General features: G+C 67.1%; 10 protein-coding genes. 7 read left to right on the top strand and 3 right to left on the bottom strand.

The window, feature by feature from the left end; all coding sequences use genetic code 11:
- Nucleotides 1–6: 6 nt before the first annotated feature.
- Nucleotides 7–1,614 (bottom strand): ABC transporter substrate-binding protein, encoded by a 1,608-nt coding sequence (locus Q1B08_RS13495; protein WP_299819729.1) that lies wholly within the window; start codon nucleotides 1,612–1,614, stop codon nucleotides 7–9.
- Nucleotides 1,615–1,788: 174 nt separating this feature from the next.
- On the opposite strand from Q1B08_RS13495, the gene pip reads away from it, so the two are divergent.
- Complete coding sequence (gene pip, locus Q1B08_RS13490) at nucleotides 1,789–4,578, top strand: prolyl aminopeptidase (protein ID WP_299819726.1); 2,790 nt, start codon at nucleotides 1,789–1,791, stop codon at nucleotides 4,576–4,578.
- A 318-nt stretch (nucleotides 4,579–4,896) separates the two neighbouring features.
- On the opposite strand, the gene Q1B08_RS13485 is transcribed toward pip, so the two are convergent.
- Complete coding sequence (locus tag Q1B08_RS13485) at nucleotides 4,897–5,310, bottom strand: IS5 family transposase (RefSeq protein WP_299819723.1); 414 nt, start codon at nucleotides 5,308–5,310, stop codon at nucleotides 4,897–4,899.
- Between the two features lie 65 nt (nucleotides 5,311–5,375).
- Nucleotides 5,376–6,695, bottom strand: a complete 1,320-nt coding sequence (locus Q1B08_RS13480) for a Gfo/Idh/MocA family oxidoreductase (protein ID WP_299819721.1) — start codon at nucleotides 6,693–6,695, stop codon at nucleotides 5,376–5,378.
- A 1,280-nt stretch (nucleotides 6,696–7,975) separates the two neighbouring features.
- On the opposite strand from Q1B08_RS13480, the gene Q1B08_RS13475 reads away from it, so the two are divergent.
- From Q1B08_RS13475 to Q1B08_RS13450, 6 genes are all read left to right on the top strand, one after another.
- Nucleotides 7,976–8,710, top strand: a complete 735-nt coding sequence (locus tag Q1B08_RS13475; RefSeq protein ID WP_299819719.1) for an ABC transporter ATP-binding protein — start codon at nucleotides 7,976–7,978, stop codon at nucleotides 8,708–8,710.
- Complete coding sequence (locus Q1B08_RS13470; protein ID WP_299819717.1) at nucleotides 8,697–9,416, top strand: ABC transporter ATP-binding protein; 720 nt, start codon at nucleotides 8,697–8,699, stop codon at nucleotides 9,414–9,416. The genes Q1B08_RS13475 and Q1B08_RS13470 overlap by 14 nt, the downstream gene beginning before the upstream one ends.
- The gene (locus tag Q1B08_RS13465; RefSeq protein WP_299819715.1) at nucleotides 9,413–10,288 is read left to right on the top strand and encodes a branched-chain amino acid ABC transporter permease; all 876 of its coding nucleotides are present in this window, start codon (nucleotides 9,413–9,415) and stop codon (nucleotides 10,286–10,288) included. The genes Q1B08_RS13470 and Q1B08_RS13465 overlap by 4 nt, the downstream gene beginning before the upstream one ends.
- A 3-nt stretch (nucleotides 10,289–10,291) precedes the next feature.
- The gene (locus Q1B08_RS13460; RefSeq protein ID WP_299819713.1) at nucleotides 10,292–11,299 is read left to right on the top strand and encodes a branched-chain amino acid ABC transporter permease; all 1,008 of its coding nucleotides are present in this window, start codon (nucleotides 10,292–10,294) and stop codon (nucleotides 11,297–11,299) included.
- Nucleotides 11,300–11,339: 40 nt separating this feature from the next.
- Nucleotides 11,340–12,569, top strand: a complete 1,230-nt coding sequence (locus tag Q1B08_RS13455) for an ABC transporter substrate-binding protein (RefSeq protein ID WP_299819711.1) — start codon at nucleotides 11,340–11,342, stop codon at nucleotides 12,567–12,569.
- 76 nt (nucleotides 12,570–12,645) lie between these two features.
- On the top strand, nucleotides 12,646–13,431 hold the full coding sequence (locus Q1B08_RS13450) for an FCD domain-containing protein (protein WP_299819709.1): 786 nt from the start codon (nucleotides 12,646–12,648) through the stop codon (nucleotides 13,429–13,431).
- The last annotated feature ends 2 nt before the right edge of the window (nucleotides 13,432–13,433 follow it).

The raw sequence follows: 13,433 nt of genomic DNA, 5'->3' as shown, positions 1-13,433 counted from the left end.
GCGATCTCAGCCTTTCGAGATCTGGTCGTAGAAGACCTTGAAGCCATTCCACGTCCAGTTCTGGACAGCGTCGCGGTAAGCGGCCGTGTCGAGCATCTGGAACATGTAGGCGAACGGTCCCTGCTCAAGATGGTCGAGCTGCAGTTGGCGATAAAGCTCCAGCTGCTTGTCAGGGTCGGCTTCGAACAGGGCCTCGTCGATGCGCGTGTTGTATTCCTCGCGGAACCACGACGCGCGCCAGGTCGGATACATGGTCATCTGGGCCTCGTCGGAGTTGTCCGGATTGACCGCGTGGCGGGACAGCATCCCATGCGCATGCGGCACCGAGGTGCGCCAGGACAGCATAACCGTGTCGAAGTCACGGCCGCGGAAAGCCGAGAACAGCTGCGCGTTGGCCATCTGCTCGATCTGCAGATCGATGCCCACCTCGGCGGCGTTGGCCTGGATGTGCTGCGCGAGCGGAGCGTTGTAGGGCAGGGTGCCCACGAACAGGCGCGCCGAGAAGCCATCGGCGTAGCCGGCCTCGGCCAACAGCTCGCGTGCCTTGTCGAGGTCGAGTTCGTAGGGCTGACCCTCGTCCTCGTCGAGTGCGCCGTAGGCTCCCAGCGGCACCACGCTGGCGCGCGGCATGGCCAGATAGGCCATCACCGTGTCGGCCAGCCCATCGTAGTCGATCAGATAGCGGAACGCCTGACGCACGCGGTCGTCCTGGAACCGCTCCTGGCCGTTGTCGAAGCCGAGGTAGAACACCTGGTGCACCGGCACGGAGGCCACGGTGATGCCCTCCTGCCCGTCCAGGTCGCGCAGATCCTCGGCGCCCAGGTCGCGCGCCACGTCGATGTCGCCCTGCTCCAGCAGCAGGCGCTGTGCCTGCGCCTCGGCCACGTGACGGATGATCCATCGATCGAGCTTCGGCGCATCGCCGTAGTAGTTTTCGTTGGCCTCGAGGATCACCACTTCGCCGGCGTTCCACTGCCGCAGGGCATAGGGGCCGACGCAGGCGGTGTTGGTGGTCAGGAACTTGTTGCCGCGGTCGCCATCGACCTCTTCGGCCATGATCAGTTCCTTGTCGAGCACGTTTGCCACCCGATTGGAGGCAATCGCCTGAAGGATCAAATCGGTAGGGTAGGGGCGAGAGAGATTCATCTCGAAGGTGTGCTCGCCGGTTGCCACGAAGGCGTCGGCGGCGCTCTCGGCGGTGAAGCCGTACTCGGTCAGCGTGGCGGCGTTGCCGAAGCCCAGCTCCAGCACCCGCGATAGCGACCAGACCACGTCCTCGGCGCGCACCGGATTGCCCGACGGAAACACTGCGTCCTCGACGAGGTCGAAGGTGATGGTCTGCCCGTCTTCGGAAACGGTCCAGTCCTTGGCGACCGCGGGCAGCACCGCGGCCTCGTCCGCCGGGTCGATCTCCACCAGACTGTCGCAGATGTTGATGATGAGCTCGTCGGTCACGACCTCGCCGATCTGGGCGGGGTCGAAGGTGCTGATCGCGTCGATGTTGCGCGCCATCACCATCGTGTCGGGGGGAGTCTCGGCGCCCGCCTGCGTGCCCAGACCCAAGCAGATAGCCGCCCCGGCCAGCGCACCCGATGCTGTCTTCGTGCGAACCATGTCATTCTCCCTGTGGTGTCGTTTCTTGTTCATGACGATACCATGCACGAAGCGGATTGTATGACAATCGTAATATGTGACAATCTCGCTAACGTTAGCCGCGAAGGCGTAAACCGGGAGAACAACCACGATGCTGCTCGATACCTGTGCCGCTCCGGCCCCGGAGGGTGGGCGATGACCCGCGGACTACTCTATCCCCTGGGCGCGCCCATCGCCGAGCACCGCATCGACGTCACGCCGCCGCATACCCTCCACGTGACCGAGGCGGGCAACCCGGACGGTTTGCCGGTGGTGATGCTTCACGGCGGCCCGGGCGCCGGCGCCAAGCCAGAGCAGCGCCGGACCTTCGACCCCGAGCGCTACCGGATCGTGCAGTTCGACCAGCGCGGTTGCGGCCGTTCCACCCCCTCGGCCGAGGTGGAGGGGAACACCACCGATGAACTCGTGGCCGATATCGAGCGCGTCCGCGAGACGCTCGGGATCGAACGCTGGGTCGTGGCCGGCGGCTCCTGGGGCAGCCTGCTTGCTTTGTGCTACGCCATCGCGCATCCCGACCGCTGCCTCGGGCTGCGGCTGCACGGCGTGTTCCTCGGCGGACCTGGTGAGGTGCGTCACTGGTTCCACGGTATCGGCACGTTGTTTCCCGACGCTTTCGAGGCTTTCAGTGGGTTGGTCGGCGAGGACGAGCGCGGCGACCTGCTGGCAGCCTACCACCGGCGTCTCGTCGACCCGGATCCGGCGGTGCACATGCCCGCGGCCGAGGCACTGCGCGGCTTCTCGGCGCGCACCCAGACCTTTCTGCCCAGCCCCTCCCACGTCCACGCGCTGACCGAGCCCAAGGCGGCGCTGGAGATCGCGCGGCTGTTTGCACATTATTGCTGGAACGGCTTCTTTCTCGCCGAAGATCACGTGATCTCGAATATCGACACGGTCCGGCACATCCCGGCGGAGATCGTGCAGGGCCGCTACGACGTGGTCACGCCGATGGACGCGGCCTGGCGCTTGCACCGAGCCTGGCCCGAAGCACGCTTCACCCTCGTGACCGAGGCCAATCACGTCGCGACCCGCGCGGCGGACGATCTCACGGTGGCCCTTCGCGAGGCGGCCGATCGCATGGCCGACGGAAGCGCGCGGCCTTTCGCCGATTACCTTGCGCCGCGGGCCCATTCCGCGCCGGCCGTCTCGGACGACGGCACGCTGCTGGCCTGGCTCTCGGACGAGACCGGTACGAACCAGATCTGGACCCGGTCTTTCGATCAGACCGGAGCCGCACCGATGCTGCGGCTTCAGCTCGAGGAGCCGGTGGGGGCGATCGCCTTCCGACCGGGCAGCCGCGACCTGCTTTTGACGGTGGATGCGGGCGGCGACGAGCGTCACCAGCTTTACCTGCTGCGCGAGGGCGCGTCGAAGCCGGAGGCCCTCACGGAGGCGCCCGGAGAGGTGCACCAGTGGGGCGCGTTCGACGCTGCGGGCGAGCGCATGGCCTTCGCCTCGAACAGCGAGGACGCCACCGCCATGCAGGTCCGCGTGCGCGATCTGGAGAGCGGCGAGGAGCGAGTGATACGTCGGGGGCCCGGCTGGCGCACCGCGCGCGCCTTCTCGCCCGACGGCACCGCACTGCTGGTCGAGGAGAACCTCGAGGGCATGTACGACGCCGCGCTTCTGCTCGTGCCGCTCGGCGGCGGCGAGGCACGTACCCTGCTGCCCGCGGGCAACCGCGCCCATGTCAATGCCGCACGCTTCGTGGACGACGGCGCGCAGCTTCTCGTGGCGACTGACTTCGGGGCTTCGTTCCACGGGTTGGCCGAGATCGACACCGCGACCGGGGCATTCCGCTGGCTTGCCCAGCCCGGGGGGGACGTGGAACAGATCGCCTTCGACAAGAATTCGGGCCGGCTTGCCTACGCTTGGAACGACGGCGGCCGCTCGCGGATCGTGTTGCGCGAGGCGCGGGACGGCGAGGAGCGCCGCTTCGAGCCGCCGTTCCCCGGCCGCCTGACAAGCCTCGCCTTCGCCCCGGACGGCGAAAGCCTCCTGTTTGCCGTGGCCGGGTTCTGCCGCCCTTCGGTTGTGGCGCGGATGGACGCGGCGAGCGGGACGATGGAGATTCTCTGCGTCGGTGCGGATATGCTCGGCTCCGAGGACACGGTGGAGCCTGAAACAAACTGCGTACGCAGCTTCGACGGCCAGAACGTGCCGGTCTTCGTGTTCGAGCCTCGATGCGCGCCTCCGCCCGGCGGGTATCCCGCTTTCGTGATCGTTCACGGCGGACCGGAATCGCAGTACGCCGCGCATTGGCGTTCGGACGTGCAATACCTCGTGTCCCGTGGCTGGCTGGTGGTCGCACCGAACGTGCGCGGCTCCACCGGCTATGGACGAGCCTGGCAAGCCGGCGACGATCTCGAACAGCGCATGGACAGCGTGCGCGACCTCAAGGCGGTGCGCGACTGGCTCGCCGCGCGCGACGACGTGGATGCCGATCGGCTGGCCGTCTACGGCCAGTCCTACGGCGGCTTCATGGTGTTGGCCGCCATTACCGAGCATCCGGACGACTGGCGCGTCGCCGCCGAGTTCTACGGTATCGCGGACTTCAACACGCTGATGGACACGACCGGCCCGTGGCGGCGCAAGCTACGCGCGGTGGAGTACGGAAACCCCGACACCGAAGAGGGGCACGCGCTGCTCCGGAGCTTGTCGCCGATGCGCAAGATCAACGAGGTCCACACGCCGCTGTTTGTCGCCCATGGCGGTGACGACCCTCGCGTGCCCCCCGCCGAGAGCGAGCTTGTCTACGCCGCGTTGCGCGGGCGGGGGCACGATTGCGTGCTGGTTCGTGTCGATCACGAAGGTCACGGTTTCGCCCGGCCCGAAAGCCGTGCGTTGGTCTACGGGTCGATGATCCGTTTTCTCGAGAACCGCACGCGGCCGCGCCGCCGTGCGGCCGTGCAGGAGGCTGCGGAGTGAGGGACGACGCTTTTCACGCAGGGGGCCCGGGCCCTGATTAGCCCGGGGCGGTCGCGCTCGATCGGCTTCGCGAGGCGTTCGACGCGGGCGACAGCGCGGCCATGGCGCTGGTGCAGGGAGGCCGCCCGATCTTCATTTAAGGCGATCTCGCGCGGCCTTTCCTGTATCGTTCGACACGGAAGAGTTTTCTCGCCGCCGTCGGAAGTGGAACGCACGGCCGCGGTCCACGACCTACCGACCGCACGTTCGGACATCTACCACCCTGCGGACTACGAGACCGAATGAACGCGCCGACCAGGATTTGGCGCTTGCGCCCCTTCACGCGTTTGTGGCCGTCGAAGCCGCGAACGCCCCCCTTTCGGTCGTCTTCACCGACTGCGCATTCATGATCACCACCGTCGGATCGCTTCGACGGCCGGCCTTCACCCGGGCCGCGGCATGAAGAAGAGTCCGGTGCAAACGGACCCAGACCCCGTCAAGCCGCCAGCGCCGGAAGTACCACCAGACCGTACCCCAGGGCGGGAAATCGGCAGGCAGCATCCGCCACTGGCAGCCCGTCCTCAATAGATAGAGGATCGCGTCGACCATAGCGCGAAGATCAGTCTGGCGGGGCCGTCCATCACGCCGCTCGGGCGGGAAATGCCGGGCGATCAGCGCCCACTGGGCATCGGTCAGATCCGTCGGGTAGCTACGTTGCGCCATACTGTTCCTCCGCTTCTCCGGGTAGAACATGGCTCCAACAGGCCGGCCGGCGACTTTTCACGCAGCCTCTGAGATGACGTTCGGTTTGCCGCGGATCAGGAGCCGTCGATCCGCAGTGCTTCACGGTGAATCGCGACGATCGAGTCCTCCTCGATGCGGACATCCGCAAATGTCAGGGCTTGCCCGGCCGGCACGTCTCTGACGACCTGCACCTTGTGAGCCAGACCGATCGGGAGGGGCAGGAATGCGTCGGTCGATGCCGATGCAGGGGCGAGACGACCCCAGACCGTGTAGCCTCCTTCACCGTCCAGCATATCGCCCGACCGCAGGTCCCGCTTCGCCACCGCGACGGCGCCCGCGCGAAACGCTTCGAGCGCGCCGGTTGCCTCGCCCCGAAGCGCCGCGCTCAGCACGGAAATCGACAATTCCAGCCCAATCAGGTGAAACGGTTTGTACATCGCGGCGTAACGCCCGGTCACGTCGGTCGGTAGGCCATATTGCGCGAAGCAGGCCGCTGCGTAGTCGTTCGGCGCTTCGAGGACGACGAAGACGCCCCAACGCAGATCGCGGAAGACCGGACGGCCGTCGCGCTCGAGACTCGACACCACCTCGACCATTCCGGTGCCGCCGCACGTGGTCCCGAGTTGGCCGCCGACTTCGCGCGGTCGTAACACATGGGCCAGATCGTCAACGCCGCAGGGCAGGAAGGCGAGCCCGTCCTCGGGCACGCCGAGCCCGGTTGCGTTGGCGATGGCCGCCATTTCGATCGCGCTCTTCGTGCCGTCGAGGAAGGAGTTGAACATTTGGGGGTTCATGCCCGCCTTGGACGCCTGCTCCGGGGTCAGCCCGTAATGCTGCCAAACGTCATTGGGAGTAACAGCGTGATAGGCAGGCATGTACTTCGTGCCCTTGCCGGCGGCGGCAACGTTGAATCCCGTGGATCGGGCCCAGTCCACCATCTCGGCGATCAGCGCAGGCTGGTCGCCATAGGCCATCGAATAGACAACACCGGCCGACCGGGCCCGGCGGGCGAGGGCCGGACCGGCGAGGACGTCGGCTTCGACATTCACCATCACCACGTGCTTGCCCGCCTCGATGGCGGCGAGCGCATGTGCGATGCCCACGCGGGGATTGCCCGTGGCCTCGATCACGACATCCACGTCGTCCCGCGCCGCCAGGGCCGCGCCATCCTCTGTGTATTTCGTGGCCCCGACCCGATCCGCGTCCCACCCGATGGCGGAACAGGCGGAACGGGCCCGGCCGACATCGAGATCGGCAATGCAGGTGACCTTCAGTCCGGTAATCGTGGGGACCTGCGACAGAAACATCGAGCCGAACTTGCCGGCGCCGATCAGGCCGACCCGAACCGGCCGGCCCTTCGCCGCGCAGTCCGCGGCAAGTTGTGTCAGACTCATGATACGATTCTCCCTCGCCGGGAATCCTAGTCGAGGCAGACCGGATGTCGACAAGCCCCGGGCGCCGGTATCGCCGTTATCAGTTAGATTGCCGGCCATCCTGTCCTCCGGCCTGCACCCGCATGATGGTTTCCAAGCCGAACGGGCGCGGAATGGAGCGGACGGGGCGAGGCAGAGCGGCGGGACATGCGGGCTGTTGGGGCCGGCGTTGCCGCGCTGCAAAATCGGTCATCGTCGCTCCATTGCCTGCCGTTCGAACCGGCGCGCCGCTCCCTGTTCGCGTTAAAACAGTGGCGTTCGCGGCCCGAGGTTGTTGGGCGCGATCTCGTCGATGCGGACCTCGCGCCCGGCCGAAGAACTCCGCGTCGAGAATGCCACGGGTCGCATCGGTGGGTCAGGTCACAGCCCGTCGTATGGATGATCGGCAGGCTGGGCGCTGGTCGGGATCGGCGAGAGAACTGTCCTAGGCATCACACCAAGACGAACTGTTCGAAGATCGATACTTTCATGTAATACATAATGCTAATTACTATCAATTTTGATGGGCCTTGGTGGGCGAAGCTTGTGAAGGCCGGACTTCCCCTTTCCCTTCCCCATTGGTGGTTAGCCGCCCCGCGAGTCCCGGTCGGCTGGCGACGACGGCGGTGATCCGCCGCAGCGGCGACCCGAACAGCACCTCGATCCCTTTCGGGACATCACTGCGGGAGGCCCTGCCGAGTAGTGGTTAGACGCGCCTGACCGGCGGCGGCGGCGTCTATCGGCTGGCCGCCGCGCGGGTCCGAAGGCGCCGCGTGCCAAGGCGCCGATGGGTCGACGGGTCGAACCGACCTCTCGTGACATCGCTGCGCAACGCACTGCCGGTCGGCGGACGGTCAGCGCTCCACGCTCACGCGACGACGCGTCGTCGACGGACCCGTTCAGGATGCGGTCGCGGGTCGGATCAGGCCTGGACAGGCCGCCCGGCTCTACCGCTCGATCCGCGAAGCGAACCCCGGGCAGGCTCTGGGCAACAAGGTCGGCTTGCTCGGTACGGCCCGACGTCAAAGAACATCCACAGACTTGACGAGCGGGCGAGCCTTACCTGCCCCGGCGTGTAATGGTGACCATGGCGCTCTTCCTTGCAGAATGGCGCGGGGCCGGAGCGGCACGCCCAAACCCCCGCCAGGTTCCCGACCGACCTGTATCCTCCGCATCAAACGGGGACCAACCGCTCGAACAATTATATTGATTATAATGAATGCCGCTCGTAGCCTGTTTTCGTCAAGGTCGGAGGACTTTCGATGGCAGATGGCCTTCTGCTCGTTTCGAACCTTTCTGTCCGCTTCGGGGGCTTGCTGGCCCTAGACGGCGTCGCTCTGGAGGTTCGCGATGGGCGGTCCACCGCGATCCTGGGTCCGAACGGAGCCGGGAAGACGACGCTCTTCAATGCCGTGGCGGGCGCGGTACGGCCCTCCGAAGGGCGCATCCTGTTTGCGGGCGACGACATCACCTCGATCCCGCCGCACCGGCGATGCCGGAAGGGCATATCGCGGACCTTCCAGATCACCCAGCCCTTCAGCGGTCTGAACGTGATCGAAAACGTCGCGGTCGCGATCGTGTCCCGCGGCGTCCCCATGGCGGCCGCTCTTCGGGAGGCTGCGGATTACGTCGCCTTCGTCGGCCTCGAGGCGAAATCTGCCGCGCCGGCGCGGACGCTCAGCACGGGACAGCGCAAGCGGCTGGAACTCGCGCGCGCGCTGGCAACGCGGCCCCGGCTTCTGCTGCTCGACGAGGTGACCGGCGGCGTCGATCAGCCCAGCGTGCCGGAACTGCTCGACCTGATCCGCCGGCTCCGGGTCGAGCGGGGCATCACGGTGCTCGTCATCGAGCACAAAATGGACGTTCTGCACGGTCTGGCCGACGACGCGATCTTCCTCGACCGCGGGCGGGTCGTCACCTCCGGCAGCATGGCCGACATCGCGGCGCATGACGAGGTGCGCCGGATTTATCTCGGGGATGCCGATGCTGCGGCTTGAAGGGATCGACGTCCATTACGGCGCCACACAGGTTCTCTGGTCGGTCGACATGCACGTGGCCCAGGGCGAGATCGTCGCGATCATGGGTCCGAACGGATCGGGCAAGAGCACCGTGCTCAAGGCGGCCATGGGCCTGAAGGCCCCGTCGGGCGGCCGCGTGCGGCTCGACGGGCGCGAGATGCAGTCCGCCCCCGCGACGGAGCGGCCGCGTCACGGCATGGCGATCGTGCTGGAGCGCCGCCGCCTCTTTCCGCGGATGAGTGTCCACGAAAACATCGTTCTGGGCGCCTATGCGCGCCCCGCCCGCGAGACGAGGGGATCCCTCGACTGGGTGCTCGGCCTGCTGCCCGACCTACGGGACCATCTCGACGCGACCGCCGGCAAGCTGTCGGGCGGGCAGCAACAGATGGTCGCGATCGCGCGCGGCCTGATGGCCCGGCCGCGGGTCCTGCTGATGGACGAGCCGTTCCTCGGATTGTCGCCCGCGATGGTCAGGACGGTCAGCGCGATTATGCGCACGATCAACGACGAGGGCGTCGCCATCCTGTTCAACGAGCAGAACGCGAAGCTGTCCTTCGCGTTGTCCCATCGCGGCTACCTTCTCGAAAGCGGTCGCGTGATCCTGAGCGGGTCCGGTCAGGAGATGCTCGACCATCCCGAAGTGAAGCGCGTCTATCTCGGCGTGCGGGAGGAGGCCGTCCGATGACCGCGTCCCTGTTCCTCGAAATGGTGATCAACGGACTCATCTCGGGGTCGATCTACGCCCTCGTCGGCTCCGGCATCGCCCTGGTCTACGGCACCACGCGGGTCCTGAACTTCGCGCATGGCGAGCTCCTCATGATCGCCGGGTATCTGGTGCTGTTCTTCGCCGTGACGCTGGGCTGGAACGTGATCCTCGCCTCGGTCGTCACGCTGGCGCTGGTCGGCGGCATCGGCGCCGCCATCCAGCGCGTCACCATCGCGCCGCTGCTTGCCCGCGAGGACTGGGCGTTCCGCGTCATCGCCGCGACGATCGGCCTGTCCATCCTTCTGCAGAGCGGCGCGCAGATCGTCTGGGGCGAGCAGTTCCGCACGCTGCCCTACTTCTTCGACGGCGTGGTCAGCCTCGGCGGGCTTCGCATGCCGGTGCAGCGGCTCTCGATCCTGGTGATCGCGCTTGCTCTGATGGGCCTTTGCGCGCTCGTCCTTTACCGCACGGGGCTCGGCCGGATCGTCCGCGCTACGGCGCAGGACGCGGAGGCGGCCCTTGCCGTCGGCATCCCCGCCGGACTGGTGCATACGAGCGTCTTCGCCATCTCCGCCGTGCTGGCCGGGGCCGGGGCGATCCTGCTTTCGCCGATCCTGACGGTGAATCCCTGGATGGGGGTCTCGTTCCTGTTGAAGGGGTTCGCGGTGGTGATCCTGGGCGGGCTGGGCTCCTTCGGGGGCGCGGTCGCGGCCGGCTTCCTGCTCGGCCTGATCGAGGCGGCGAGCGTGACGGTCCTGCCGACGGAATGGCGCGACGTCGTGGCCTTCACGTTCCTCATCGCGGTGATCTGGGTACGGCCCAACGGGCTCTTCGCCGGACGGGAGGCCTGAGCCATGATCGAGGTCCTCGGCCGCCGCCCTGCCCTGACGCTCTCCGTCTGCGTCGCCCTGTTCCTTCTGATCTCGGTCCTGCCGGTCAACGACTACGTCCTGCATATCCTGACGCTGAGCCTGATCTTCGCCATGTTCGCGTCGGGCTGGAACCTGACGCTCGGGATCCTCGGGCTGAAGACGCTGGGGCATCATGCCTTCTTCGCGATCGGCGCCTACCTGTCCGCGATCGTGGCCTTCTATGGCGGGGTGAGTCCCTGGCTGACGATCTGGGCAGGCGCGGCGCTCGCCGCGCTGGCAGGCCTGCTCATCGGCCTGCCGATCCTGCGGATCCGCTCCATGCCGCACGTGGCGATCGTCACGCTGGCCTTCGCGGAGATCGTCCGCCTGATCTTCTCCAACCTCAAGGACATCACCCGCGGGGAGCTGGGGTTCTGGGGCATCCCGCCCTTCGATCCCGTTTCCTTCGGCGAGACCACGATCCGGTTCGGCCTTGGCAACGCCTGGGGGTCCTACGTGCTCGCCGGTGCGTTCTTCTTCGCCGTGCAGGCCGGCCTGCTCCTCCTCCTGCGGTCCCGTCCGGGCATGACCTTCGCCGCGATCCGCGATTCCGAGGCGGCCGCCGAAAGTCTCGGCATCAACCTCAGCACCTGGAAACTCGCGGCCTTCGCGCTGAGCGCCGGGATCGTGGGACTGAGCGGGGCGATCTATGCCCATTACGTGATGATCCTCACGCCCACCTCCGTCGCGGGGCCCGAGATGCTGATCACGCTTCTGGCGATCATCATCGTCGGCGGCGCGGGTCGGTTCTTCGGTCCGCTCTACGGGGCGCTGCTGCTGACGGGGTCGCTGGAGCTGCTGCGCGAGTTCGGCGAGTACCGGATGCTCCTTTACGGTGCGCTGGTGATCGGGTTCGTCTTCGCGGCGCCGCACGGCATCGCGGGCCTGAGGATCGGCCGGCTGCGACGCCGCGACAGGCGCGGGACGCGCGAGCGATCGAGCGCCGCATGACGACCACGACGACAAACTCGCAACGAAGGAGGTGAAAGACATGGCGACACACTCGGAAGGCCGGGCCATGGCGCTGCGCATGCTCGCCCTGATGCTGGTTGCCGGAACGGCCGGCGCGGCCCAGGCCCAGGACGTCAGGATCGGAATGATCGGACCGATGACGGGTCCGGCCGCCAATACCGGCACCGCCCATCGCGAGGGAATGGAACTCGCGGTCAAGGAGTGGAACGAGGGCGCGGGCGACTATGTCACCGACCAGCCGCCGCAGGTCGAGCTTGTGGTGGAGGATTCCAACTCCAAGCCGGAAGTGGCAATCGGCGCGGCGCAGCGGCTCATGACCCGCAACGAGGTCGACATGATCGTCGGCGACACGCTGCACAGTCACGTGACGCTCGCCCTGATGGAGATGGCGCCGCAATACGGCGTGCCAATCCTGAGCGCCGAACCCGTTTCCTCGGCCATCGCCGATAAGGTCTTGTCCGACCCCGAGCGCTACGCGCTCTACTACAAGGGCAATTACAACAGCGACGGCTATGGAAAGGCCGTGCACGGCTTCTACCGCTGGGCCTTCGAGAACGATGTCGTCCCGGAAGGGAACAAGTCGATCGCCTTCGTGGTCGAAGATACCGATTACGGCATCGCCAATGCCGAAAAGATCGGCGAGCTCTTCGAGGCCGACGGATGGACGGTCGCCGCGACCGAGACGACGCCGACCGGAACGACGGATTTCTATCCGCAGCTCTCCAAGCTGCGCGGGCTGGATCCGGACATCCTCGTTTCAGTGTTCACCCTGGCCAATTCGGGCCTTTCGTTCGTGCGACAGCTCGACGAGCAGGCGCTGGAGGCGTCGCACATGGCGATCTTCTACCCCACCCGGCCTGAATTCATGGAACAGGCGCCGGACATCGCGGATGGCATGTTCTGGGCGGCGTTGCAGTTCAGCCCCGAGATCACGCCCGAGCATCGGGAGTTCAGCGACAGGATCGAGGCGGAGTTCGGCGCGGTGGCCAATTACAGTCACGCGCACGCCTACTGCACCATGGTGGTCGCGCTGCGTGCGGTGGATGCGGCCGGCGGCACCGATGCCGATGCCATCGCGAACGAGATCGGCGGCACGGACTACGATTGCCTCGTCGGCAAGTACGCCTTCGGCGAGGATCACACGGTCCGGTCCGGCCCCGACGCCATCCCGCTGCCGGTGGCGCAGGTGCAGGGGGACACAAGCCAGATCGTCTGGCCCGAGAACGTCGCCACGGCCGAGCCGCAATAGACGGTCGTCACATCCCCCGGCGGGCGCTCGCCCGCGGGGGGCCTTACGCGCGAGGTGTCCGATGGCGGTGGGTTCGATGAAGCAGGGGCGGAAGCCCGCGCCTCGCCCGGCCCGGCCGCCCAAGCGATCGGCCGTCGTCGCCGGACAGATACGCGCCTCGATCATCGTGCAGCGTCTGCGGCCCGGCGACGCGCTGCCGATCGAGCGGGACATGATCGCGGCCTACGGCGTCAGCCGGGCGACGATCCGCGAAGCGCTCCGGGAACTCGAGGTGCAGGGACTGATCCAGCTCCGCACCGGACCGAAGGGCGGTCCGGTGGTCGCCGCCAGCGGCGCGCGCGAGGCGATCCAGTCGATCCGGAACTTCTGCTACTTCGAGGCGGCGACCATTCAGGACATCTACGAGCTGCGCACCATGATCGAGGTCCAGGCCACCCGGTCGGTGGTCGGTCACGTCGACGCCGCGACCTTCGCCGAACTCGCGGAGCTCATCGAGATCTCGGCCCGCTCCGCCGGGGACGCGCAAGGACGGCGCCGCCAGCGCGAGGCCGAGTTCGCGTTCCATACCGTTCTCGCCGCCGCCTCGCCCAATCCGCTGCTTTCGTTGATGGTCGAGGTTCTGGCCGGGCTGCTCGTCTCGGCGACCGCCCGCGACAGCGCGGACCATCGGCTGCACGGCGCCTGGTCGGAGGAGAATTGCGGTTTCCACGGCCGGATCGTCGAAGCCGTCCGGGTCGGCGACGGGGATCGCGCCGCCGCCCTGATGCGCGACCACATGGAAAACGCCCATCGGCACCTTCAACTGATATACGGCAACCTCACGCTGGAGGATATCGCCCTCAGCCCGCGTGATCGACCCTGACG

The organism is uncultured Jannaschia sp., assembly GCF_947494025.1.
In the GTDB taxonomy this organism is placed as follows: domain Bacteria; phylum Pseudomonadota; class Alphaproteobacteria; order Rhodobacterales; family Rhodobacteraceae; genus Jannaschia.
The sequence above is the reverse complement of the archived record's forward strand: the minus strand, read 5'-3'. Positions and strand labels throughout refer to the sequence as shown.